Origin of the sequence: Actinosynnema pretiosum (assembly GCF_024171695.1) — a bacterium.
In the GTDB taxonomy this organism is placed as follows: domain Bacteria; phylum Actinomycetota; class Actinomycetes; order Mycobacteriales; family Pseudonocardiaceae; genus Actinosynnema; species Actinosynnema pretiosum.
In genome coordinates, this window is sequence record NZ_JAMTCF010000016.1 from 92194 (window position 1) to 115061 (window position 22868).

The following is a 22868-nucleotide window of genomic DNA, read 5'->3' on the forward strand; positions in this document are numbered from 1 at the left end:
GCTCGTCTCCTCCGTCTCGATCGCCCGGCGCGCGCCGGGGTTCAGCGGCTCGCCGACTCGCGCTCCCTGACCTCGGCGATGAACGCCGCGAGCCGCTCGACGGTGCCGTGCCGGAACACGTCCTCGGTCCCGACCTCCACCGCGAAGATCTTCTGGAGCCGGTTGGCGAGCTGGACGAAGTGCAGCGAGTTGCCGCCGTGGCCCAGGAACGAGTCGGTGGCGGTGAACTGCTTGTTGCCCGAGATGTCCTTCCAGGTCTGGAGGATCACCGGTTCGAGCAAGCTCGCGGAGTCGGTCATGCCAGCCTCGCCTTCCACTGCCGTTCGGGACGCCGACGGGTCCGCCAGCGCGCTGCGGTCGATCTTCCCGTTCACGTTGTGCGGCAACCGGTCCATGTGGTGGAACGAGGAGGGCACCGCGTAGCGGGGCACCTCGCCCGACAGGTAGGCCACCAGGTCGTCGACCGGGAGCTCGCGTCCGTCCGAAGTGGAGTAGAAGGCGCCGAGGTGCTTCTCCTCCTCGTCGCTGCCGAACGCCCGCACCACGGCCTGCCCGACCGCCGGGTGCGCGCGCAGCGCCAGCTCCACCTCGCTCAGCTCCACCCGGAAGCCGCGGATCTTCACCATGCTGTCGGCCCGGCCCACCAGGACGACGTCGCCGTCGTCGGTGCGCCGCGCCAGGTCGCCGGTCCGGTACAGCACCGAGCCGTCCGGTCCCGGCACGAACTTCTCGGCGGTCAGCTCCGGCTGGTCCAGGTACCCCAGCGCCACGCCGGAACCACCGAGGCACAGCTGCCCGACCTCGCCGGGCGGGCACGGCCGCAGGTCGTCGTCCAGCACGTGCGCCCGCACGCCGGGCAGCGGCCTGCCCACCGGGACCCGGTCGTGCCGGTCGACGTCCTCGGGCGTGCGGATCGGGTGCAGCAGCGAGATCGTCGAGTTCTCGGTGCAGCCGTAGCCGTTGTAGACGACCCCCTCGGTGAGCCCGGCCGCCTTGGCCAGGTGCGCGGGGGAGGGGAAGTCGCCGCTGAGCAGCACCGCACGCAGGCCCGCCAGCGCGTCGGGCTCCTCGTCGACCAGGACGCTGAACAGCCCGCCGGGCGCGCTCAGCACGCTCACCCGGTGGCGCAGCAGCGCGTCGCGCAGCACCGGCAGCGACGGCAGGCCGGGCGGCAGCACGACCAGCTTCGCGCCGTGCAGGAAGCTCAGCCAGATCTCGATGGTCGAGGCGGCGAACGAGTAGGCCGCGAGCTGCACCAGGACGTCCCGCTCGGTGACGGCCAGCGGGCCCTGGTCGGGGCCGAGGCGGGCCAGGCCCCGGTGCGCGATCCGCACCCCCTTGGGGCGGCCGGTCGAGCCGGAGGTGAACATCAGGAACGCGGGGCTGTCGCCGTCGAGGTCCACATCGGACTTCGCGACCGCGCCGCCGTCGTCCTCGGTCAGCACCGCCACCGGCGCGGTGCGGACCGCCGGTCCGAAGTCCAGCTCGCCGTCGTGCGCGACCACCCGCATCCCGGACTCGGCGACCACGCGGGCCACGAACCGCTCGGGGTGCTCGGGGTTCAGCGGCGTCACGCAGGCGCCCGCCTTGAGGATGCCCAGCAGCACCGCGTACAGCTCGGTGCTGCGGGCCATGTGCACGCCCACCGGTTCGCCGGGGGCGACGCCCCACCGCTCGCGCAGCCGCGCGGCGACCAGGTCGGAGCCGCGGTCCAGCTCGGCGTAGCCGGTGACGCGGTCGCCCTCGACCAGCGCGGGTCGGTCGCCGAACCGCTCGACCACCCGCTCGAACAAAGCGGTCAGCACGGGTGGGGGAGCGGCGCTCCCGGTCTCGTGGCGTCCTGCTGCTCGTTCCGGCGCTGCTTGTTCCGGCACTGCCTGTTCCCGCACGACACGGTCCTCCTCACGGAGAGGTAGACGGGGGTTTCCGGCGGGACGAAGTGATGACGGCTGCTCGGTCGACACGACCCGCTCGCCCATCTGGTTGTCCCTGGGAAATCAGTTTGCTACTCCCGGCTTGAGGTGTCAACACGATCGGGTGATTTCTGCAAAGGTATACAGAAGAGCTATGCCGAGAGGTGTAGGGATTCTCGACCGGCCGGTGGCACTTGGCTTCTTGTGACATGAAAGCCGAGGTCACTGGGTACTGCGTTGGGCTGCTCAACCGAGGATGCGCGGGCAGGCGAGTCGTTCGCACCGCACTTGGGCGGTGATCCGGGGGAATGTCGGGATGATGTTCCCGCTCTTTTCGAGACGATATCCTTCAGGAAATCAATCGCGAAGAACAATCATCTATCGGCGACGCCGGTCCAGCGCCCCGTCGTCCATTCGGGGGGGAATCCGGCGGCGGCCGGGCCCAAGGCGGGCGGTCTGGTTGCGCGGATCCGGTGAACCGCTCGCCGGGAGGTTTAGCGGGCCGAAAGGCGCAGCAGGGCGTCCAGCGCCTCGGCCCCGCCCGCCGCCGCCACCGACTCGGGGCCGGACCGCACCCCCGCCGCTCCCCGGCCGCGCAGCGCCAGCACCTCCCCGGTGCCGCCCTCGCGGTGCGCCTCCACGCCGTCCGGCGCCGGTCCGGTCACCGCGAAACCGTTGTGCGGCAGCACTTCGTTCGGGACGCCGAAGACCCGCGCCGCCCCCGGCCGGTCCGCGCCCCGCCGGGGCGCCACCCCGAAGCCGAGCAGCCGGGCCAGCACCTGGAAGCCCAGCCCCACCCCGCGCACCTCGCGCCCCTCGCGCAGCGCCGCGCCCACGAGCCCGCGCACCGCGTCGAGCCCCCTGTCGTCCGGGCGCCCCGGTCCGGGTCCCAGCAGGACGGTCGCGCCCGGCGCGCCGAGGCCGGTGGCCGCCACGTCGGCGGCGGCGCGCACGACCGGTCGCCACCCGCGCAGGCGGGCGAGGTGCGCCAGCGCCGCCGCGCCCTGGTCGCCGAGGTCCACCACGAGCAGCGGCCCCCGGTCGTCCGGCCGCGCTGGCGCCGGGCGGGTCCAGTGCGGGGCGAGCTCCCGCCGCCGCGCGTCGAGCGCGTCGAGCACCGGGGCCGAGGCGAACACCTCGGGTCGCGCCGGCGGCGCGGGCCGGTCCCCGGCGCCGGACCCGCGCAGCGCGGCCAGCAGGGCGTCGACCTTGACCCTGGTCTCGGCGGTCTCCCCGGCGGGGGAGGAGTCGGCCCCGACGGTGGCGCCGACGGACACCCGCACCCGCCCGGAGCCCTCGACCTCGGCGGTCCGGATCAGGGTCGCGGCGTCCAGCGAGCCGTCCGGCTCCAGCAGCGCCACCGCGCCGCCGTAGTGGCCGCGCCCGTCCGGCTCGCGCTCCGCGAGCAGCCGCAGCGCGCCCGCGAGCGGGCTGCCGATCGCGGTGGCGGCGAACATCGTGCCCGCCAGCGCCCGCCGCGCGTCGGGCACGCCGGTGGCGCGCAGCACGCAGCCGGTGTGCGTCAGGCGGCTCATCGGCAGCAGGAGCGGGCCCTCCACCCGGATCTCCTCGGGTTCGAGCGCGCACAGCGCGGCCAGCTCCGCGTCGACCGCCGTCACCAGCTCGCCGAACTCCTTGTCGTCGCGCAGGAACGACACCAGACCCTCGACCGTCGGCCCGGTTTTCGGGTGGTGGTACGTGCCGCACACCGGGCGCAGCACCACCTCGCCGCCCGCGAGCCGGACCTGCCCCTGCGGGGGCGCGCCGACCAGCGCCAGGCCGTCGGGCCCGCCCTCGTGCACCGCGAACGTCCAGTACGCGCCCCGCTCACCGCGCAGCAGGCCGCCCAGCAGCGCCAGCGCCGAGGCAGGACCAGGCCTGCGCAGCCGCGCCGTGAACCCGCGCCGCAGCAGGCAGTGCGCCACCCCGCCGTCCCGCAGTCCGGCCACGAGCTCACGCACCCGCGTGGCGTAGGACTCGTCGTCCTCGTCGAAGCGGGCGTCGACGACCTCGGCCCCTGCGGGCAGCACCCGCTCCAGCGCCGCCCGTGGCACGAGGTGGCGCTCGGCGGCCACGAGCACCCGCAGCGGCGCGCCGTCGTCCCGGCAGGGCAGCCCGCGCTCGGCGAGCAGTCGGAACGGCAGCAGCGCCACCGATCCGGCCGGGCCGATCGGGATGTCGGCTGTGGAGGGCGCGGTGGTCGTCTCCCCGACCAGCACGTCCGCGTGGTCGCCTTCGCGGCACAGCACCGCGAACGCGGGCGGTCGCGGACCGGTCAGCCGGGCCAGCAGCCCGCGCACCTCCTCGTCGTCCCGAAGCGCCGCCACGCGGTCGTCCCCCGTTCAACCGAAGCATCGAGCCCGCAGGTGTTTGCTCACGGGTAACCAAGGCTAACCACGCCGTGGGACAGGTCGCACCTCGGCGACCGGTGTGCCAAGGGGCACAAGAGAGTTCCGGTAATCGGCGGGCGCGGCGCAGACGGGTTGCCGCAGCGCGCCGGTGAGTGGTTTCCTGGGGGAAATTATCGCGTCTTCGGCGCGCCACACGTGAACGAACCGGCGGGAGGAGTCACGGATGCGCATCGCGGTGATCGGCGGGGGACCCGGCGGCCTCTACTTCGCCGCACTGGTCAAGCAGGTCGCCCCCGGCCACGAGGTCGTGCTGTGGGAGCGCGGCGGCCCCGAGGACGCCTTCGGCTTCGGCGTCGTGTTCTCCGACGGCGCGCTGGGCGGCGTCCAGGCCGCCGACCCCGAGCTGTTCGACTCCGTCGTCGACCACTTCGTCCGCTGGGAGTCCGTGGACGTGCGCCACCGGGGGCGCACGACCTCGCACGAGGGCTACCGGTTCTCCGCCGTCGGCCGCCGGGCGCTGCTGCGGCTGCTGCGCGAGCGCTGCGCGCACCGGGGCGTGGTGCTGCGCTTCGGATCGACCGCGCCGCCGCTCCCCGTCCTGCGCGCCGGGTTCGACCTCGTGGTCGCGGCGGACGGCGTCGGGTCGGCGACCAGGGCCGGTCGCGCCGAGGCGTTCGGCGCCCACCTGGAACCCCGCGACTCGCGCTACCTCTGGATGGGGACCGACCGGGTCTTCGACGCGCTCACCTTCGCCGTCGTGGAGACCCCGCACGGCCCGCTCCAGGTGCACGCCTACCCGTACGCCCCCGGCCGCAGCACCTTCATCGTGGAGACCACCGACCGGGTGCTGCGCGCGGGCGACCTGGAGCGCCCCGACCGCTCCCCGGAGGCCACCGCACACGCCATCGCCGCGCTGCTGGCCGAGGACGGCGACCTCCTGGGCGGCCACCGGCTGCTCTGCGCGGGTTCGCGCTGGGGCCGGTTCACCTCGGTGCGCAACGACCGCTGGAGCGACGGGAACGCGGTGCTCCTCGGCGACGCCGCGCACACCACCCACTTCTCCATCGGCTCCGGCACCAAGCTCGCGATGGAGGACGCGGTCGCGCTGGCGATGGCGCTGACCGACCACGACGACCTGCCGGACGCCCTGGCCGCCTACGAGGCGGAGCGGAAACCGGCGGTCGAGCGGATGCAGCGCGTGGCCGAGGTGAGCCGCGACTGGTTCGAGCACGTGGACGAGCGCGTCGGCCTCCCGCCGGACGAGTTCACCCTGGACCTGCTCACCCGCAGCGGTCGCATCGGCCACCGCGACCTGCCCCTGCTCGACCGGGACCACGTCGAGCGCGTGCGGAACTGGTTCACCCGCGCGCAGGCGGCAACGGCCTGATCAGGCGCGCGACCCGTGCTAAGCTGTTTCCCTCCGGAAACCGTATTGTCCCCCGGGAGGCGTCATGCCTCGCGCGGAGGCGGCAGCGGAGCATTGCGAGGCGCGCATGACCACCGTGAGCGAGTCCGACCCGACCCCCACCGACGCGCAGGCGGAACCGGATGAGCTGGAAGACGCGCTGACCCACCTCCAGTGCGTCCTCGTGGCCCGGCGCACCAGGACGAACCCCGAGCACGTGACCTGGCAGCAGTACGACGTCCTGGAGAACCTGCGCCTGCGCGGCCGGATGACCCCGTCGCAGCTCAGCGAGGCCCTCGGCGTGTCGAGGCAGAGCCTGTCCAAGGCGCTGCGCTTCCTCAAGGACCGCGAGCTGGTCACCCAGGTCGCCGACGGCACGGACCGCAGGGAGCTGACCACCACCCTGACGGCCGCGGGCCGCCAGTTCCTCAACCGGGCCGCCGACAGCCGCCGGGACGCGGCGGCGGTCGCGGGCTCCGTCCTCTCGCCGGGCGAGCGCAGCATCTTCGCCGAGCTGTGCAAGAAGGTCGCGGACGCCCTCTACGACCAGGCCCAGACCCCGCTGGAGCGGGACGCCTGAGCAGGGTGCCTGACCGGGACGCCGTGACCTTCCCGGCGCCCGCCACCACCACCACCGATCCCGCCGGGACGCGGTCGGGGGGACGCCGCCGGAACGACGTCCCCCCACCCGGTCACCCGATGCGGTAAGCCCGGATGGCGGTCTGCGCGAAGGTCCCGTCAGGGCCCTCGGCGCTCACCCGCAGCGACACCCACCCGGACGCCGGGTTGGGCACCGTCGCCACACCGTCCACCACTGGCACCGCCGTCCAGGTCGCGCCGTCGTCGAACGACGCGTCCACGGTGGTCGTGGTGAACGCCCCGGTCGCCTCCAGCGGCACGGCGAACGCCCCCGCAGGCGCGTTCCCGGAGCGGTCCAGCTCAGGCGCGAACCGGACCACGTCCAGCGGCAGCTCCACCGGGGTGGCGGTGGTCCCGGAGCGGAACGTCCAGCTCGCGCTCAGCGCGCTGCCGAACTCCGCGACCGCCTCGTCGCGCTCGTACGACGCCTCCAGCCGGAACTCCGCCTCACCGGGCGCGACGTCGAACACCCCGGAACCGGGCTCGGCCGTCTCGCCGACCAGCACCCCGTCGCGGTGCAGCGCCGTGCGGGCGGACGTGTGCGGCGTGTCGCCGAGGTTGCCGTCGGAGTCGTCGAACAGCGGGGCCGCGACGCTGATCACGTCACCGTCGCGGGTGCCGGACGCGCGCCCCGACGGCCCGGACACCGGCACGCCCAGCCGCTCCTGGTAGACCTGCCCCGCCCGGTAGTCGCGCTGATCGGTGACGTGCACCCCGGCTTCCCCGAAGCGCCCCAGCTCGTACTCCCAGTGCCAGGGCGACTCGACGTTGACCCGGTCGACCACGCGCCCGGAGGGCGTCACCGGGTACATCACCATGCTGCCGCTGACGCCCTCGAAGTCGGCGTAGGCGCCGTGGCGGGCCTCGACCCCCTCCGGGGCGGGACCGAGGTCGGTGCGCACCTCGGCGAGGTCCTGCGCGGTGAAGGTGCGCTCGATGCCCGCCACCAGCCCGTCCCTGACCCAGGCGAGCCGGTAGTGCGTCTCCACGTCCGCCGGTTCGACCCAGAACTCGTGCCTGAAGACCGTCGTGAGGTCACCGGGCGGCGGGGCCTGCCCGACCTGCCCGTACCGGATGTCCGGGCCGGCCAGCGAGGCGCCGTAGGCGATCCGGCGGTCGCCGTGCCGGCGGTACGTGAAGGGGGAGCCGTACAGGTGCTCCGCCGCCGGGTCGTCGGGGAGCTCGATGTCCACCAGCGGCGCCGTCCGCAGGTCGGCGGTGACCGTGGCCGCTCCGGTGACCTCCAGCTCCGGCCTGTTCACCGTGCCGTTGCTGGAGAAGTCCTCCCGGTGGAACGTGGTGTTCACCGAGTAGTGGCCGGGGGTCAGCGTCAGCGTCTTGGCGGACTCGTACCTGATGAAGAAGAAGTCGTCGTTCGACAGGCCCATGACCACCGTGGTGGAGTTCTCGTCCGGTCCGCCGTCGAGCCCGATGGTCTCGAACGTGACGTCGTAGGCCTCCGCCTCCCGGTGCAGGCCGACCGGGACGCGCGGCCCGGAGCCCGCGACGACCCAGGCGCTGAACGAGCCGTCCGCCGCGCCGATCCGGGAGTCGCCGGTGACGGTCGCCGTGCCGGTGCCGCCCGCCGGGACGGTGAGCTGCGCAGGGCTGACGGTGAACATGCCTGCGGGCGCGCTGGTCTCGACGCCCAGGTCCAGCGTGACCGGCTCGCTCCCGTCGTTGCGGTAGGTGATCTCACGCGTCACCGGGACGTCGTCGCCGTGCGGCCACTCCTGCGCGCCGAGCGCGATCGAGGCCGGTTCGGCGGTGACGGTCGTCGTGATCGCCGAGGCGAGGTCGACCCGACCCACGCCCTGCTGGTACGGCGTCAACGCCGGATTGCCGACAGCGGACCCCATCAACGCGGCCTTGATCCGCTGCCCGGTCCAGTCCGGGTGCTGCTGCTTGAGCAGCGCGGCTGCCCCGGCCACGTGCGGCGCGGCCATCGAGGTGCCCGACATCGCCACGTGCCCCTCGTCGACGGGCGTCCCGAGCACGCCCGAGCTCGACTTCGCCGCCGCGACGTCCACGCCCGGCGCGGTGACGTCGGGCTTGACCCCGCCGTCCGGACGCGGCCCCCGGCTGGAGAACCGGGCCAGCCCGTCGGCCCGGTCGACCGCGCCCACGGTCAGCGCGGAGTCCGCGCTGCCGGGCGAGCCCACCGTGCCGTCGGCGTAGCCGTTGCCCGCGGAGACCACGAACAGCGCGCCGCTGCTCGCGGACAGCGCGTCGACGGCCGCCTCCACCGGGTCGACGCCGGGAGCGTCCGGCCCGCCCAGGCTGAGGTTGACCACGTCCGCGCCCTGGTCGACCGCCCACTGCATCCCGGCCAGGATCGCGGAGTCCGAGCAGCCCCAGGTCGTGCAGACCTTGCCGTCCAGGACCTCGGCGCCCGGCGCCACGCCCCGGTACCGCTCGTCCGTGCTCGCGATGGTCGCCGCGACGTGCGTCCCGTGCCCGACGGCGTCGGTGTTGTCCGCGTCGTCCGTGAAGTTCGCCCGAGCACCCACCCGACCGACGAGGTCCGGGTGCGCGTCGTCCACCCCGCTGTCCAGCACGGCGACCTTCACCCCAGCCCCGGTGTACCCGCTCCGCCAAGCGGAAGGCGCGCCGATCTGCGCGGTGCTCCGGTCGAGCGAGGGCTTGCGCACCCCGTCCAACCACACCTTCTCCACGCCGGGATCGGACACCAACGACTCGAACACCCCGGCGGCGCCCACCTTCGGACTGCTGGCCGCCACCGAGCGCACCGCGGGCAACTCCTCGGCGACCCGCAACCCGGTAGCCCGCCGAGCCGCCACCCCGTCCCGGTGCGTCACGATCAACGGCACCGAGTCGCGCCGCGAGTCGTCGTACCCCGCCTCCACCAGCCCGGTCACGTCGAACAACCGCAGGTCGAGCTTCTCCGAGGCGATGGCCGCCACCGCGTCGGCAGGCACCACGTGCACCCGCCCGTCCCGCTCGAACCGCTGCACCCCGATCTTCTCGCGCCCAGGGGCGGGAACCAGCGCCCGCACCTCGCCCCCCACCACCCGCACCCGGTCACCGGTCACCAGGGTGACCTCCGCGACGTCCCCCGCCCGCTCGGCCACGCCCGAGGGCGCCCCCAGCGCGCCAGGCGCCACAGGCGCCACGACCAACCCCGCAGCGACCGCCGCAACCACCAGGGCCGCGTGCTCTCTTCGTCGAAGTCCCACTCAGGACACCTCCGCTGGACTGCGCGTGCGCGGTGCACGCGGAGAGGAGACGCCCCGCGACCCACCGGTTGTTGACACGCCCAGGCCTGTTTTCTCCGGCGACGGCGGACCTCCGAACCGCACCGCCCGCCTGCCGAGCCGCAGCCCGGTCAGGCGTCAAGGCGGAAGAGCTGCGCGAACGCGGCGGGCGGCGCGCTGGAACTTCCAGCAGGCGCACCGAATAGGGGATTGCGCGGTTCCCGTCCCACCACCGCTCGCCCCACCACCGCCCGCTCCACGCGCCGCCCTCACGCACGAGGGCCGGTCCCACGCCGCCGCAGGACCGGCCCCTTTCCGGGCTTGGATCAGCAGGTGCTCGCGCCGTCGAAGACCCTCGGCTGGATCGCGACCTTGTTGGTGATCGACTTGCCGTTGGCGACGGTCGAGCACGGCCCGTCGGCCCCGAACGCCCAGATGATCTTGAGGTTCAGGCTCCTGCCGCAGTTGTTCGTGGCCTTCCCGGTCTGCGTGGCGATGCCCTTGCTGCTGCTGACCTTCACGCACGTGGGCGCGTTGCCCAACGTGCCGAGGTCGTCGCTGGCCACGGCCTGGCCCGCGCCGCTCAGACCCACCAGCGCCACGGCCGCCGCCATCGTCGCGACCGCTCTCCCCGCAGTGCGCTTGAAGTCCATGGAAAACTCCCCCTCGTCAGTGGATTCGATTCTGGCCGAATCGTCCCCGGTGGTGCGCTACCAGCAGTTTCATCGATTTCCCTGCCGCGCTGATCGGACTCTGCCAGCCTGGGTTTGACGCCCGCTTGACACACCTGGGGGGAGCTGTGGTGTCCGATGAGGTTTCTGCTTCTCGGCCCTGTGACGGCCTACCGGCGCGGGGAGCCGGTCGTGCTAGGCAGGCGCGCGCAGCGGCTGGTGCTCGGTCTCCTGCTGCTCAGCGCGGGCCGACCCGTGCCGGTCGAACGGCTGGAAGCCCTGCTGTGGGAAGGAGATCCGCCGGACGGCGCGCGGGCTCTCGTCCAGACGCACGTCTCCCGGCTGCGCCGGGTGCTGGACCCCGCTAGGGACGGCGCGACCGGGTTCCGGCTGGTGGCGAGGGGATCGACCTACACCGCCGAGGTGGCGCCGGAAACCGTTGACGCGCACCGGTTCCGCGTCGACGTCGAGCGCGCCGCCGAGCTGGCCGACCCGGAACGGCGGGCCTGCGCGCTGCGGGCCGCCCTCGCCCTGTGGCAGGGGCCGCTGCTGTCCGACGTCGCCGACGACGCGCTCCGGGACCGGGTCGGCGCGGGGCTGGCGGAACTGCGGCTGTCCGCCTGGGAGTCCTGCGCCGAGGCCGACCTCGCCGCCGGACGGCACCGACGGGCGGCGGCGGAGCTCGCGGACCTCGTCGCCGAGGAGCCGACGCGGGAAACGCTCGTGGTCCTGCTCATGACCGCGCTGTGCCTGGGCGGCCGGGGTTCCGCCGCGCTCGCGCTGTTCGAGCGGACCCGCCGGGTGCTGGCCGCCGAGCTCGGCGCGGACCCAGGACCGGAGTTGCGGGGACTGCACCGGTCGATCCTGCGCGGGGAGAGGGTTCCGCTGCTCCGCTGATCACCCGGCGGTGACCGCACCGTGCGACGGGAGTCCGAAGTGGACTAGACGTGGGTCGAGTCATCGGAATGTCCCCTGTGGACGGGAATTCGCAACGAAATCCCGTCCACAGGGGACGGTCACGGCGCGGTCGGGCTCGCGGGCTCCTCGGCCGCCACGCGCTTCCCGCCCCGGCTCGGCAGGCACAGCACTCCGGACACCACGCCGCCGACCGCGCACAACGCCCACAGCGCCCACGGGTCGACCGCGTACGCCAGGCCGCCCACCAGCGGCCCGACCCCCGTGCCGAACGTGATCGCCGCGCCGTAGAGGCCCTGGTAGCGGCCGACCAGCGCGGGTGGGGCCAGCCCGCCGAGGTGCGCGGCGGCGACCGAGGCGTACAGCATCTCGCCGAGCGTCCACAGCACGACCGTGGCGATCAGCCACGACATGTTCGCCGACACCCCGGTCAGCGCCAGCCCGACCCCGGTGGCCAGGTTCCCCCACAGCAGCACCAGGTGCGGTGTCCTGCGGGACACCGCGCTGGTGATCGGCAGCTCGAACAGCAGCACCAGCACGCCGTTGACGCTGATCAGCAGGCCGAAGCTCGCCGGGGACATGCCCGCGTCGCTCACGTGCAGCGGCAGGCCAACGGTGGACTGGACGTAGATGAACTCCGCGAGCACCGCCATCACCAGGAACCGCAGCAGCGCGCGGTCCGCCAGCGCCTCCCGGTAGCCCACCTTCGGCTCCACCTCGCCGGTCCCGCCGTCCGCGTCGCCCCTGGGCCGGTCGCGCAGCAGGACCGCCGCGACCCCGGCGAACAGCAGGCATGCCGCAGCGTTGCCCAGGAACAGCCCCGGATAGGACACCGTCGCGAGCGCACCGCCCAGCGCCGCGCCAAGCGCCGCCCCGATGTTGATGGCGAACCGGAACACCGCGAACGCCGCCAGCCGCTCCTGAGGGCTGCCCGAGGCGTCCACCAGCACTGCGGCGGCGGCCGGGCGGTAGAGCTGCGCGGCGGTGCCGGTCAGGAACGCCATGACGATCAGCAGCGGCAGGGTGTCGAACAGCGGGATCGACGCGGTCAGCCCCGCAGCGCACACCATCGACAGCACGATGGTCCAGCGCCTGCCCAGCCGGTCGGCCAGCACCCCGCCGAGGGTGTTGCCCAGCACGTTCCCCAGCCCCGCCGCGCCGAGCACGAGCCCGGCCGCGCCGGGGGAGAAGCCCCTGCCGGTCAGGTACAGGACCATGAACACCGGCAGGAAGTTGCCGATCCGGTTGACCAGGATCCCGAGGCTGAGCGTCCACACCACCGGGGGCAGCCGCCGCAGCGCGTCCCGGAAGCGCGGCTGCGCGTCGTCCGACGGGGCGCTCACCGGGCCGTCCCCGCATCCCGCTCGGTGCCGATCTCCACCATGGAGGCCAGTCGCTCGCACTGCTCGACCGCGTCGGCCGCGCTCGTCCCGCGCGCCACGACCAGCCCCACCCGGTCCTCGCTCCACACCAGCGGTGGCACCTCGTCGCCCGGCTCGACCGACACCTCCAGCTCCACCAGCGCGGGGTCCCGCCGGACCGCGTCGACCCCGGCCACCGACACCACGCGGCCCGGCGCCGGGACCAGGAACCGGACCGCCGCGCCGCCCAGCGGCTCCGGCCGCTCGCGCAGCGGCTCCACCACGCCCAGCGGCGCGCCGATCGCGTAGAGGTCCATGTCCACCCCGTAGGCGGTCTGCGCCAGCTCGTTGATCCGGTCGCCGCCGACGCGGTTGTGCGACTCGACCACCACCGGCCCCCGGTCGGTCAGCTTCAGCTCGGTGTGCGCGGGGCCGTGCCGCAGGCCCACCGCGTCCAGGAACGCCACCACCAGGTCCTCGGCCTCGCGCAGCACCTCGGCGGGGAACGCGCTGGGCATCGAGTGGCCGATCTCGACGAACCCGACGCACACCTTGTCGGTCGTGCCGACCACGACGTGGCGGCCGTCGAAGCTCAGCGTCTCGACGCTGATCTCCGGGCCCTCCAGGTACTCCTCCACCAGGAACCGCCGCAGCCCCAGCGCGCGCACCCGCTCCAGCGCCGGGCCGATCTCGGAAGGCCCGCGCACCGCCGACACCGCGAGGCTCCCGGCCTCGCTGGTCGGCTTCACCACCACCGGGAAACCGTGCTCCCGCGCGAAGTCCAGCACGTCCCGCCCGGTCTCCCCGACCACTGCCGCGACCGGGCTGATCCCCAGCGCGTTGAGGTGCTGGCGCATCTTCGCCTTGTCCATCAACATGTCCACGGTCTTGAGCGGGTTGCCGCCGAGCCCCAGCAGCTCGTCGACCTCGGCGGTCGGCACCAGCCCCAGCTCGGTCAGCGACAGGATGCGCTGGAACGGGTGCACCCGGTGCAGCTCGGCCAGCAGCGGCAGCAACCGCGCGCTGTCGGTGTAGTCCACGAGCAGCGCCTGGTCCACGTACGGCCAGTGCGACCGGTCGTACTTGTCGGGGTGCTGCACGTAGACCACGCCGAGCCCCAGCTCGCGGGCCTTGCGGACGATCTTCAGCTTGCCGCCGACGACGGCGAGCACGGGCCGCCCCCGCTCGGGGGTGGTGTCGGATGCCACGACCTGCTCTCCCTTCACGCCCGCAGCGCGGGGTCGACGACCGGCAGAGCGGCGAGCGCCGCGCGGTCGACCTTGCCCGGCCGGTTGAGCGGCAAGGCGTCCAGCCACCGGAAGTGCGTCGGGATCATGTGCCCCGGCAGCAGCTGCCGCAGCTGCTCCACGACGACCTCGTCGGGGCACGGCCCGCCCGCCAGGTAGGCGACGATGGCCGCGCCGCCGGGGGCGTCCTCGCGCAGCAGCGCCGCCGCGTCCACGACCCCGGCGCACTCGCGCAGCGCGTGCTCGACCTCGCCGATCTCCACCCGGAAGCCGCGCACCTTGACCTGGTCGTCCATCCTGCCCAGGTAGCGGTAGTCGCCGTCGGGCTGCAACCGCACCCGGTCGCCGGTGGCGTACATGCGCGCGCCCGGCTCGTCGGTGAACGGGTCGGGCAGGAACACCGCGGCGGTCCGGGCGGGCTGCCCGAGGTAGCCGCGCGCCAGGCCGACGCCCGCGATGAACATCTGCCCGTCCGCGCCGTCCGGCACCGGCGCCAGGTCCTCGTCCAGCACGTAGGCGCGCACGTTGCGGACGGGGCGGCCGATCGGCGCCCAGCGCGGGGTGTCCGCGCCGCACCGGTACCAGGTCGCGGCGACCGACGCCTCAGTCGGGCCGTAGCCGTTGGCCACGACCAGCGGCGGCGCGTCGGCCAGTCCGGGGCCGTCGAGCTGCGAGCCGCCTGTGATCACCAGCCGCACCCCGGCCTCGGCGAGCCGGGGCAGCAGCGAGCGCCCGTAGGGGCCGAGCACGGCGGCCGGGATCTCCAGCACGGTCACGCCGAGACCTCGGGCCGAGGACAGCACCCGGCTCGCGGGCAGGTCACCGGCCTCGGGGATCGCCACGCACGCGCCGACCGCCAGCGCCATCAGCACGTCGTGCATGGAGCTGTCGACGGTCGGCGCGGTCGTCCACAGCAGCACGTCGTCGGGCCGGATCAGGTCCAGCTCGGCCGCCGAGGCCCGCACGAGGTTGACCAGACCCTCGTGCGGCACGCCGACGACCTTGGGCCGCCCGGTGGAGCCGGAGGTGGTGATCGCGTAGGCCAGGTCCAGCGGCAGCGGGCCCGGCGGCGGCGCGGCGTCCTCCCCGACCAGGGCCGGGTCGTCGATCGCCTGCGCGTCGGGCCACCACTCGACGGGGGAGTCCACGAGCACGTGGGCGCACCCGGCGTCGGCGAGCACCTCGCTGTTGCGCCGGGGCGGGTCGGCGGGGTCCAGCGGCAGGCACGCCGCACCGCTGCGCAGCACCGCGACCACCGCCGTCAGCGCCGCGACGCCCTTGGGCGCGAGCAGGCCGACCACCGAGTCGGGACCCGCGCCCGCGCGCCGCAGGCGGTTGGCGAGCCGGGCGGTGAGCAGGTCGAACTCGGCGTACGTCCACGTGCGGTCCGCGGTGCGCACGGCAGGCCGCTCCGGGCGCAGCCGCGCCTCGCGGGTGAACAGGTCGACGACTGTGCGCGGTTCGCCGTCCACCTGGGCGGAGCGCGCCCCCGGTGCGCGCAGGCTCAGCGGGCGCAGGTCGGTCCAGACCCGGTCGACGTGGTCGAGGCACTGCTGCCGCGTCCCGGTCATCGCGCCCACGCGCCAGCCCGAGGGCAGCACGCGGTCGGCAGGCCAGGTCGAGTGCTGCCCCTCGTGGTTGACCACCGCGTGGAACTGGCGGTGCTCGTCTTCGGACATGGTGTGCTCGGTCCTCTCCGCCGGTCCTGTCACTGCCGGTCCTGTCACCGCCGGTCGTGCCCCCGTCCCGCGCCCAAGGCCCAGGACAGCGCGTCCGGGAGCACCGCCTCCCAGGCCGCGTAGGTGTGCCCGCCCTCGCCGACGACGTGCCGCACGTCGTGGCCGCGCCGAGCCAGCTCCTCGGCCGCGCGGCCGGCCGCGTCCAGCAGCGTCGCGCCGTCGTCGAGCACGAGCTCGGCCTCCTCCCGGCTCGCCGACAGGAAGAAGCGCGTCGCGCCCGGTCCTGCGGGCGGCCCGGCGACGTCGGCGGCCGACAGCCCGCCGGACAGGCCGACCACCCCCGAGAACAACCCCGGCCTGCGCACCCCGGCGCGCACGGCCGCGACCGCGCCGAGGCTCGCGCCCAGCACCACCGGCGGGCTCGCGGGCCAGCGCCCGCCCAGCAGCTCGCGCAGCAGGGGGAGCAGCTCGTCGGCGAGCACATCGGTGAACGCCGCGTCGCGCAGCTCGCGGTTGCGCGCGGCCCAGTCCGGCGAGTCCGCGAACAGCACCGCCGTGGGCGGGACGCGGCCCTGGCGCACCAGGGAGTCGAGCACGGCGGGCAGGCGCATCACGTCGGCGAACTCCGAGCCGTCGAGCACGATCAGCGCCCGCGCGCCCCCGTCGGGGGCGCCGTCCGGGACGAGCAGGCCCGCTCGCCGCTCGCCGGGCAGCGTCGCGCTGGTCCAGGCGCGCGGTTCGAGGCGGTGCTCGCGGGCTTCCCCGTCGGTCCCGCGCAGCAGGGCCGCCGCGTACGCCGCCGGGGTCCGGTGCGCCACCATGAGCCGCAGCGGAACCTCGCGGCCGAGCAACCCACGCACCGCCGCAGTGGCCCTGGGCACAAGCAGGGAGTGGCCGCCGCTGTCGAAGAAGTCCGAGTCCACGCCCAGCGGAGCGCCCAGCACCGCCGACCACGCCAGCGCCACCCGCGCCTCCAACCCGGTCGTGGGTTCCGAGGTCGGGGCGCCCGCCGGGGTGACCGGGGGCAGCGACGCGCGGTCGAGCTTGTTGTTGGGGGTCAACGGGATCCGGTCCACCCGCACGACGTGCTCCGGCACCAGGTACGGCGGCAGCGCCTCGGCGAGCCGGGCGCGCAGCGCGGGGGCGTCCAGCGGACCCCGGACCACCACGTAGGCGACCAGCGCCGGTCCGGTGGGCAGCTCGGCCCGCACCACCACCGCCGCGGTCACCTCCGGCGCGCGCAGCAGGACGTGCTCGACCTCGCTGGTCTCGATGCGGAAGCCCCGGATCTTCACCTGCCCGTCCGCCCGGCCGAGGAAGTCGATCGCGCCGCCGGGCAGCCGCCTGCCAAGGTCGCCGGTGCGGTACATGCGCGAGCCCGCAGGGCCGAACGGATCGGGGACGAACACCGCAGCGGTCAGCCCCGGCCTGCTGAGGTAGCCGAGCGCGAGGCCGTCGCCCGCGAGGTGGATCTCGCCGCGCATCCCGACCGGGGTCGGCCGCAGGTGGCGGTCGAGCACGTAGGCGCGGGTGTGCGGCACCGGGTGGCCGATCGGCACCCGGCCGGAGCGGGCGCCCTCGTCGGACACCGTCGCCAGCACGGCGCACTCCGTCGGCCCGTAGGAGGCCGTGACGCGGCAGCCGGGCAGGTGCGCGCGAGCCGCCTCGGCGTTGCCGGGGTTGACCACGTCGCCGCCGACGACGAGCTGCCGCAACCCGGCCAGCCCGGCGAAACCGCGTTCCGCCAGCAGGTCCAGCTGCGGGGAGACGAGCTTGAGCGTGGTCACGCCGTGCTCGCGGACGACCTCGGGCAGGCCGTCGAGCAGGGTTCCGGTGCCGGTGACGACCACCCGCCCGCCGTGCGCCAGCGGGGCCCACTCCAGCACCGCGACGTCGAAGCTCAGCGGCCCGCACTGCAGGAACACCGAACCGGGGCCGACCTCGAGGTAGTCCGGCGCGCCCGAGACGAGCCTGCCCAGCGCGCGGTGCGGGACCGCGACCGACTTGGGCGTGCCGGTGGACCCCGAGGTGGAGATCAGGTACGCGACGTCCTCAGGGCGCGCCACCACCGGCGGATCGTCCTCAGTGGACTCAAGGCCGCGCTCGTCCGGCCACTCCAGCACCGGCACGGCGTCGTCCGGCAGCCGGTCCCGCAGGCCGGGGCTCGTCACGGCGAGCACCGCGCCCGCGTCGGCCAGCAGCAGCCGCAGCCGCGCCACCGGGTGCTCGGGGGACAGCGGGAGGTACGCCGCGCCCGCCTTGAGCACCGCCAGCAGCACGACCACCCGTTCCGGCGCGGTGTCCAGGCACACCGCGACCACCCGGCCAGAGCCCGCGCCGAGCAGGGCCAAACGCCGGGCCAGGGCGTTCGCACGTCCGTTCAGCTCCCGGTAGGTCAGCGCGCCGCCCGCGCCCAGCACCGCGGGCTCGTCCGGCCGCAGCGCCGCCTGCTCCTGCACCAGCTGCACCACCGTCGCCTCCGGCGCGGGAGTGGTGTCGTTGCGGCCGTGCAGCAGCTTCAGCTCGGTCTCCGCCACCAGCTCCAGCTCCGCCACCGGCACGTCCGGCGCCGCGACGCCCAGCTCCAGCAGCCGTGCGCAGCGCGCCGCGAGCGAGGCGATCGGGTCCTCGTCGAACAGCGCCGACCGGTAGGTGAACGTCGAGCGCAGCCTGCCGTCGACGACCTGGGTGGTCATCGACAGGTCGAACCTGGCCGTCACCGGGAGCTCCGGTCGCCACCACGTCGGCGCGCCGGGGGCGTCGGCGAGCGCGACCCGGTCGCCCGCGTGGTTCACCACCACGTCGAACAGCGGGTTGCGCCCGGCGTCCTGCCCCGCGCCCAGCGCCCCCACCACCCGCTCGAACGGCACGTCCTGGTTCGCGTCCGCGGCCATCCACGCGTCGCGGGTGCGCCGCACCAGCTCCCGGAAGGTCAGCGAGGGCCCGGACAGGTCGACCCGCAGCGCCACCGTGTTGACGAAGAACCCCACCAGGTCCTGCAGCTCGGGGCGCGGCCGGTCGGAGATGATCGCCCCGAGCACCACGTCGGTCTGGCCGCACAGCGCGCCCAGCCCCGCCGCCAGCGCCGCCGTCACCACCACCGCCTGGGTCGCGCGGGCGCGCCAGGCCAGCGCGGTCATCGCCGAGGTGGCCTCCTCCGACAGCTCGGTCGTCACCGTCGCCGCGGCCGGGTCGGGCGTCGCGGAGCGCGGCCGGTCCAGCGGCAGCTCCAGCCGCTCGCCGCCCCGCAGCGCCCGCACCCAGTTCGCCAGCCGGGGTGCGAGCAGGTCGTCGTCGTCCAGCAGGCGGCGGTGCCACGCCGCGTAGTCGCCGTACCGCACCGGCAGTTCCGGCAGCTCCGGCTCCCGGCCCCGCAGCGCCGCCCGGTACAGCTCGACCAGGTCCCGCGCCAGCACGTCCATGGACCAGCGGTCGGTGACGACGTGGTGCATCGCCACGAACACCCCGGCCGCCCCGTCCTCGAGCTCCGCCGCGACCACCCGCAGCAGCGGCGGGCGCGCCAGGTCGAACGGCGCGGTGGCGGCCCGCTCCACGGCGGCCCGCCACCGCGCGCCCGCCCACTCCACCTCCACCCGCACCCCGTCGACGACCGCCTGCGCCGTCGTGCCGTCCGGCCGCAGGGCGAACCCGGCGCGCAGCACGTCGTGCCGCGCCACCAGGCCCGCCACCGCGGCCTCCAGCGCCCGGCGGTCGAGCCCGTCCGGGAACCGCCAACCGCCGGTGATGTGGTACTCGTGCGACGCGTCCGACTGGTGCAGCCACCACAACCGCTCCTGCCCCGGTGTCAGCGGGTGGGTGTCGGAGGCGGTGCGCACCAGCGGGAACGGGTTGGTCGGACGGGGCTCTGATCGTGGCATGACGGCCTTCGCCTTCGGACGAGCGGTGGGGGCGCCGGACTGGTCGGGTCAGGTCTGCGCCGGGACCTCCTCCGGTCTGGCTGCCTCCCCGGTGCCTGCGCCCGCGCCGCCGCCGAGCGCGCCGTCCACGGCGGCGGTGATGCTGTCGACGCTGCGGAAGGTGTCCTCCTTCAGCAGCGACTCCGGCAGTTCGACGTCGAAGGCGTCCTCGATGCCCAGCATCAGCCCGAGGCACGTCAGCGACGTCATGCCGAGGTTCCACAGGTCGTCGTCGTGCTTGAGCTCGAACCCGTGCACGGCGAAGTTGAGCTGCTTGTCCACCAGCGCCCGCACGACCTCGACGGTGCTCCCGCCCCGCTCGCTCACCGGGCCTCCCCGACGCTCGCGACCTGCGCCCGCGTTCCCTTGTGCCTGCGCAGGTACCGGGCGACGCGACGCGCGCCCAGCAGGCTGCCCTGGGCGTACCACAGGATGTCCGGGCCGAGCGCGTAGTCGATGCCGAGCTGGTCGTAGGCCTGCACGCACCTCGTCCGGTAGTACTCGGCGATCTGGGCGGTGGTCATCTGCGGCGCGGCCTCCGCGCCGGTCTCGAACCACGCCGCCAGGTTGTGCTCGACGTACTCGTCGATCGAGTGCTCGATCGTCCTGGTGGCGATGGGCGCGCGCGTCGGCGTGAACATCGGGTCGATGGTCCCCGGCTTGCCCTGCAGCTCGTTCGCGACGTGCTCGGCCAGCAGCGGCGCGCAGTGGAAGCCGTCGCGGTAGGTGCCCGTCATCAGGTACAGCCCCGCGACCGGCAGCCAGCCGATCATCGGGAAGCCGTCGAGGGTGACCGGCCGGTTGCCCGACAGCCACCGCACCACCTCGTGGCTTGCGGCCCGCTCGTCGAGCTGCTGCATCGAGTACTGGGCGAGGAACCGGACGTCGGCCATCCACGTGACGCCGGAGATGGTGTCCACCAACCGGTTCGTCGCGCCGTAGTACTCCAGGCCGCCGCCCTGCGGCACGACGTGCAGGCCGCAGGCGAAGCCCCGGTTCGGGGTGCGCACGACGGTGCGGAACGCCTCGCCGCCGGTGCGGCGGGCGAGCATCGCGAAGCCGAGGCCCGCGAAGGTCGGGACCAGCTCGATGTCGTCGGACGCCGTCTTGACCAGCGCCTCGCTGTGCGCGCCCGCGGCGACCACGACCTTGCCCGCCTCGATGACGGAGCCGTCCGCCAGCTCGACGCCGGTGGCCACGTCGTCGTCGCACAGCAGCCTGCGCACGGTCTGGTCGACGAACACCGCGCCTGCCGCGCGCAGTCTCGCCTCCAGCGCGATCAGCACGCCCCTGGCGTCCACCGCGCCCTCCGCGGGCAGGTGGACCGCGCGCAGCGACCGGGTGTCCAGCCGAGGCCGGAAACCGGGGATCTCCTTCGGGTCCACCTCCTCCCATGGCTTGCCGTAGGTGTCGAGCGCGTCGAGGATCGCCGTGAAGTTGATCGTGTCCAGCTCGGAGCCGATGCTGTTGAGCACCACGTGCGACCCGGTCGCCGGTTGCAGCGGGCGCCCCGTCGTGGAGTGCGGCTCCAGCTTCTCCAGCACCGACGGCCAGCGGTCGTGCGCGGTGACGCCCAGCTCGAAGCGCTTGCGCGACGCGTCGGTGCGCAGCGACTCCGACGTCGTCTCGCCGAAGCAGCCGAGCATCGCGCCAGCCGCCTGGCTGGCGCCGGTGTCCCGCGACGCGGGGCCCACCACGGCCACCGTCCCGGTCCCGCGCTCCAGCAGCTCGTCGGCCAGGAACAGGCCGAGCGCGCCGTTGCCGACGATCACCACGTCGACCTGCGTCGGGTGTTGAGCGTGTTCGGTCTCTGCCACTTTTCCGAAAACCCCCTAGCTCGGGCGCAGCTCGAACGGCGGCACGCCGGGACCACCGCGCCTGAAGTCCCGACTTCTCTCACTTCTTTCACCAGAACGTGCGGAAGAGATGAGCGCGCACCGGCAGCGCCCCGGCCCGACCGGAGCGCGAGTGCGCACGGCGGGGCGAAGCCCGGGGCGACAGGTGGTGGGGGAGTTAATGCCCCCGAAAAATTTTTCGGCGAGACGGAGTCTCGATCCGCATTGATTCCCCCTGGGTTGTGCTGCGTGCAGCTCGGTGTCGACCGGTGCGAGCAGTGGTAATTCTGTGATCGACCCCTCGGGATCGCCAGGACAGTAGAGCACCGCCCCGGCGGGCCCGCAAGCGTCATTTTTCCGAGTATCGCCCCGTTCCGTTCGCTGGTTCGACCGCAGCGCTCTGAACAGCGCATTCAGTGCTCATGGGTAGAAGTACGAGCGCGCTCCTCTTGATCTCGAACAATCCGTTCCGGACGGTGTGGAATGCATTAACGGTCCGAATGGCATTAATGTTCCGACCGGTTCCGAACGCTGATGCCGCTGTTCGTGGGCCCCGTTGGGCGAGGGGTGGTGATCCAAGCGGACGCGTTGCACCCCGACTCAAACCGGGGTCGCGCGGCACTGCTGCCGCCCGGTCGTGTGCGGATAGCATGGACGCATGGCTCGCTATGGGACCCAGTTCGGACCTGACATCACTTTCCTCGGTATTCCGAAGTGCGACCACGCCGATCCGGCGACCTACGCCGACGCGGATGTCGTCATCATCGGCGCGCCGTTCGACGGCAGCGTCACCAACCGTCCCGGCGCCCGCTTCGGCCCAGGTGCCATTCGCGCGGCGGACTACCTGCCGCACGACGCGACCCGGCCGAGCCTCGCGCTGCGCGCAGACGGCCTGCGGGACCTCCGGGTCTACGACGCTGGCGACGTGGAGATGTTCGCGGGCGACGTGGTCACCTCCCTCGCGGCGCTGCGCGCGGCAGTGGGGACCGTCACGCGCGCGGGCGCGATCCCCTTAGTCCTGGGCGGCGACCACTCCATCGCCTACGCCGACGCCTCGGGCGTCGCCGACGTGCTGGGCGCGGGCCGCGTGTCGATGGTGCACTTCGACGCGCACGCCGACACCGGTGACATCGAGTTCGGCTCCCTGTGGGGCCACGGCGCGCCCATGCGACGCCTCATCGAGTCCGAGGCGCTGCGCGGCGACCGCTTCCTGCAGATCGGCCTGCGAGGCTTCTGGCCCGGCCCGGAGACCCTCACGTGGATGGCCGAGCGAGGCATGAGGTCCTACGAGATGTCCGAGATCGGCGAACGAGGCCTGGCCGCCTGCCTCACCGAGGCCTTCACCACCGCCACCGACGACTGCGACGGCGTCTTCCTGTCCGTGGACATCGACGTCTGCGACCCAGGCCACGCCCCCGGCACCGGCACCCCGGAACCAGGCGGCCTGACCGCGCGCGAACTGCTCGACGCCGTCCGCAGGACCTGCCTGGAACTCCCCGTGGTCGGCATCGACGTGGTCGAGGTCTGCCCGCCCTACGACCACGCGGACATCACTGCGGCACTGGCCAACCGGGTCGTGCTCGAAGCACTGGCCGCGATCGCCCGCCGCCGCGCGGACGCGCGCGACGGAACGACGTGGGTGGCGGGGAGGGGGTTGTTGGAGGGGAGGTGAGGGCGGCGATCACCCGCTTGTCCCAGGGGCGGTCCTCGCAGACCGCGA

General features: G+C 74.1%; 14 protein-coding genes. 4 read left to right on the forward strand and 10 right to left on the reverse strand.

Features of this window, described 5'->3' with window-relative positions; all coding sequences use genetic code 11:
• Positions 1 to 41 precede the first annotated feature (41 nt).
• Entirely contained in the window at positions 42 to 1889 is a 1848-nt protein-coding gene (locus tag LV78_RS29130; protein WP_253848922.1) for a non-ribosomal peptide synthetase, read from the reverse strand.
• Positions 1890 to 2407: 518 nt separating this feature from the next.
• On the reverse strand, positions 2408 to 4240 hold the full coding sequence (locus LV78_RS29135; protein WP_253848923.1) for a chorismate-binding protein: 1833 nt from the start codon (positions 4238 to 4240) through the stop codon (positions 2408 to 2410).
• A 247-nt stretch (positions 4241 to 4487) separates the two neighbouring features.
• Here LV78_RS29135 and LV78_RS29140 point away from each other — a divergent pair, with 247 nt between their 5' ends.
• Complete coding sequence (locus LV78_RS29140) at positions 4488 to 5651, forward strand: FAD-dependent monooxygenase (RefSeq protein WP_253848925.1); 1164 nt, start codon at positions 4488 to 4490, stop codon at positions 5649 to 5651.
• 106 nt (positions 5652 to 5757) lie between these two features.
• A complete protein-coding gene (locus LV78_RS29145) occupies positions 5758 to 6249 on the forward strand; it encodes a MarR family winged helix-turn-helix transcriptional regulator (protein ID WP_253848926.1) in 492 nt (163 codons plus the stop codon).
• A gap of 112 nt (positions 6250 to 6361) precedes the next feature.
• On the opposite strand, the gene LV78_RS29150 is transcribed toward LV78_RS29145, so the two are convergent.
• Both LV78_RS29150 and LV78_RS29155 read right to left on the reverse strand, forming a co-directional pair.
• The gene (locus LV78_RS29150; RefSeq protein ID WP_253848928.1) at positions 6362 to 9442 is read right to left on the reverse strand and encodes a S8 family serine peptidase; all 3081 of its coding nucleotides are present in this window, start codon (positions 9440 to 9442) and stop codon (positions 6362 to 6364) included.
• Positions 9443 to 9849: 407 nt separating this feature from the next.
• Positions 9850 to 10176 carry an alpha-amylase inhibitor gene (locus LV78_RS29155; protein WP_253848929.1) on the reverse strand — a complete coding sequence of 109 codons (327 nt, stop codon included), beginning with the start codon at positions 10174 to 10176 and terminating at the stop codon, positions 9850 to 9852.
• Positions 10177 to 10332: 156 nt separating this feature from the next.
• Here LV78_RS29155 and LV78_RS29160 point away from each other — a divergent pair, with 156 nt between their 5' ends.
• Entirely contained in the window at positions 10333 to 11091 is a 759-nt protein-coding gene (locus tag LV78_RS29160; protein WP_253848931.1) for an AfsR/SARP family transcriptional regulator, read from the forward strand.
• 119 nt (positions 11092 to 11210) lie between these two features.
• Here the strand turns inward: LV78_RS29160 and LV78_RS29165 are convergent, their stop codons facing one another.
• Genes LV78_RS29165 through LV78_RS29190 form a run of 6 tightly spaced genes read right to left on the reverse strand, consistent with a single transcriptional unit; the run spans position 11211 to position 21130 of the window.
• Positions 11211 to 12452: an MFS transporter gene (locus LV78_RS29165; RefSeq protein ID WP_253848934.1), complete on the reverse strand. Its 1242-nt coding sequence runs from the start codon at positions 12450 to 12452 to the stop codon at positions 11211 to 11213.
• Positions 12449 to 13678: an ATP-grasp domain-containing protein gene (locus LV78_RS29170; RefSeq protein ID WP_253848935.1), complete on the reverse strand. Its 1230-nt coding sequence runs from the start codon at positions 13676 to 13678 to the stop codon at positions 12449 to 12451. Before LV78_RS29170 ends, LV78_RS29165 begins: the two co-directional genes overlap by 4 nt.
• 14 nt (positions 13679 to 13692) lie before the next feature.
• Complete coding sequence (locus tag LV78_RS29175) at positions 13693 to 15396, reverse strand: amino acid adenylation domain-containing protein (RefSeq protein WP_253848937.1); 1704 nt, start codon at positions 15394 to 15396, stop codon at positions 13693 to 13695.
• A gap of 44 nt (positions 15397 to 15440) precedes the next feature.
• Positions 15441 to 19274, reverse strand: a complete 3834-nt coding sequence (locus LV78_RS29180; protein WP_253848939.1) for a non-ribosomal peptide synthetase — start codon at positions 19272 to 19274, stop codon at positions 15441 to 15443.
• 48 nt (positions 19275 to 19322) lie between these two features.
• Positions 19323 to 19640 carry a phosphopantetheine-binding protein gene (locus LV78_RS29185; protein WP_253848942.1) on the reverse strand — a complete coding sequence of 106 codons (318 nt, stop codon included), beginning with the start codon at positions 19638 to 19640 and terminating at the stop codon, positions 19323 to 19325.
• Positions 19637 to 21130, reverse strand: coding sequence for an NAD(P)/FAD-dependent oxidoreductase (locus LV78_RS29190; RefSeq protein ID WP_253848944.1), 1494 nt, complete (start codon positions 21128 to 21130; stop codon positions 19637 to 19639). Before LV78_RS29190 ends, LV78_RS29185 begins: the two co-directional genes overlap by 4 nt.
• Positions 21131 to 21806: 676 nt before the next feature.
• Here LV78_RS29190 and speB point away from each other — a divergent pair.
• Positions 21807 to 22820, forward strand: coding sequence for an agmatinase (gene speB, locus LV78_RS29195; RefSeq protein WP_253848946.1), 1014 nt, complete (start codon positions 21807 to 21809; stop codon positions 22818 to 22820).
• Positions 22821 to 22868 lie beyond the last annotated feature (48 nt).